2 protein-coding genes and 1 pseudogene are annotated in these 1,804 nt (G+C 66.0%); all 3 read right to left on the bottom strand.

Annotated elements, in window-relative coordinates; genetic code table 11:
• Positions 1-212, bottom strand: a pseudogene (locus R1101_RS31210) (hypothetical protein); the annotation flags it as partial.
• A 34-nt stretch (positions 213-246) separates the two neighbouring features.
• Positions 247-1,284: an LLM class flavin-dependent oxidoreductase gene (locus R1101_RS0122635; RefSeq protein ID WP_026003606.1), complete on the bottom strand. Its 1,038-nt coding sequence runs from the start codon at positions 1,282-1,284 to the stop codon at positions 247-249.
• Positions 1,281-1,742 (bottom strand): Zn-ribbon domain-containing OB-fold protein, encoded by a 462-nt coding sequence (locus R1101_RS0122630; RefSeq protein ID WP_145964780.1) that lies wholly within the window; start codon positions 1,740-1,742, stop codon positions 1,281-1,283. Before R1101_RS0122630 ends, R1101_RS0122635 begins: the two co-directional genes overlap by 4 nt.
• Positions 1,743-1,804 lie beyond the last annotated feature (62 nt).

The following is a 1,804-nucleotide window of genomic DNA, read 5'->3' as shown; positions in this document are numbered from 1 at the left end:
GCGTTCTTGGCGGCGGGCGATTGGGTGTGGATCACGATCGGCTCGACGTCCTCGAACGCGGACCGGTACTCCTCGATGCTCGCCCCGTACTCGACACCCGCACCGCCGCTCCGGTCACCGGTACCCGCAGAAGTGGATTCCGCGCACGCCGACAGGACCGTTGCACATATCGTGAGTCCGGCGACCGCACCCACGACGGATCGAGTTCTCATAGGGTTACACCTCGTTCTCTTCTCCGGCCGGCAGTCATGCCGACGCCGGGATCTTTCGGGACCCGGACGGCTCCCGCAGTCCCAGGTTCTCGAGTTCGGGCAGCACCCGCGACTCGAACAGTTCCAGGCTGCGCCAGCCGATCTCGGGAAGCATCCCGCCCATCAGCGGCTGGAACATCAGTTCCGTGTCGTTTCCGCGCTCCCGCGCATATTCGACGCACTGCTCCGGGGTGAGAACGACGAACTGCGGTTGCTTCTTCAGCTCCGCAATGTTCTCGACGAAGGTGTACCCGGTAGTACCCGTTCCGCGTTCCTTCGCCCACTGCGCATTCATGTTCGTCGTGTACATCAGGTGCGGTGCGAGCAGTTCCCAGTCGCGATCGGGATCGTCCGTCACGTGCAGGAACAAAGGCCCGGCCGGGGCGGGGCGCGGCGGGATCGGCAGCCCCAGGCGCGTGCGCTCCGCCTCGTACAACTCGTACAGCCGTTCCTTCTCGGAACCGGCCGGCATGTAGTTGTCGCCGAGCCTGGCCGCCCGCGCGGCGGAGGCGTCCGCCGACCCGCCGATGTAGATCGGCGGACGGTTCGGTCCCACGGGGGTGGGCCGCACCCGCACGGTCGTGCCGCGGAACTCGAACGGTTCCCCGGTCCATGCCTTGTCCAGCACCTCGACGATCTCTTCGAGGATCCGGACGCGCTTCTTCATCGGCACACCGAACATCTCGAATTCGTCCGGACGGTATCCGATACCCATCGTCATCTCGACCCGTCCACCTCCACCGATCAGGTCGAGTGTCGCAAGATCCTCCGCGAGTCGCAGCGGGTGGTGCAGCACGGCGACGAGCGCCGAGAAGTGCACGTGGATCCGCTCGGTGCGGCCGAGCATCGCGGCACCGAGAATCATCGGCGACGCGCAGTAGCCGTCCTCGGCGCCGTGATGCTCGGCGATGTAGGCGGTTTCGAAGCCGAGCGCGTCGGCCCATCCCACCTGTTCGACCGCTGCCCGGTAGAGCTCCACAGGCGCGGCACCGATCGACGGGGCGCGCATGTCGTAACGCAGTGAAAGTCTCATCGTCGTACACCTTCTCGTGAGTTCTGGCCCGGTGCGATCGTGAACGTCGGGAGGACGTGGGTGTCGAAGACGGTCGGCGAGAGGATCACACGATCACCGATCGACGGGGCAGCGGCTCCGTCACCGACGAGGTTCGTGACCAGACGCACACCCGGCGCATCGTCGAACTCGACGAGCACCACGATGTAGGGCGGATCGGACCCCTTCGGCAGGAATGCGCGCTCGACCCGCGTGAAGGAGAAGATCACGCCCTCTGCTCGCACCGGTTGCCATACGAAGTCCTCGTCGTGACCGCACCGGCAACCGGGACCCGGGTACCAGTGCCACCGCCCGCACTCGCGGCAACGCGGGAAGACGAGTTCGTCTCGCCCCAGAGCGGACCAGAACGGCTGCAGCTGCGGAACATCTTGCGGAGGAGGGAAGTTGGGCACACCCACCATGTCCACTGTTTCGGTCACGTGATCACCGGTCCTCGGTCAGGATCAACGTCGTGTGTTCGCCACCTGCGAGGGCCGCGACC

The sequence above is a fragment of the Rhodococcus sp. R1101 genome, assembly GCF_000278445.1.
Taxonomy (GTDB): domain Bacteria; phylum Actinomycetota; class Actinomycetes; order Mycobacteriales; family Mycobacteriaceae; genus Rhodococcus; species Rhodococcus gordoniae.
Note: the sequence above shows the minus strand (reverse complement) of the source record. Positions and strands in the feature narration are given on the sequence as shown.

Excerpts from the sequence above, each read along its gene's own strand:
- R1101_RS0122635 (WP_026003606.1), bottom strand. The coding sequence starts at position 1,284 with ATGAGACTTTCACTGCGTTACGACATGCGCGCCCCGTCGATCGGTGCC.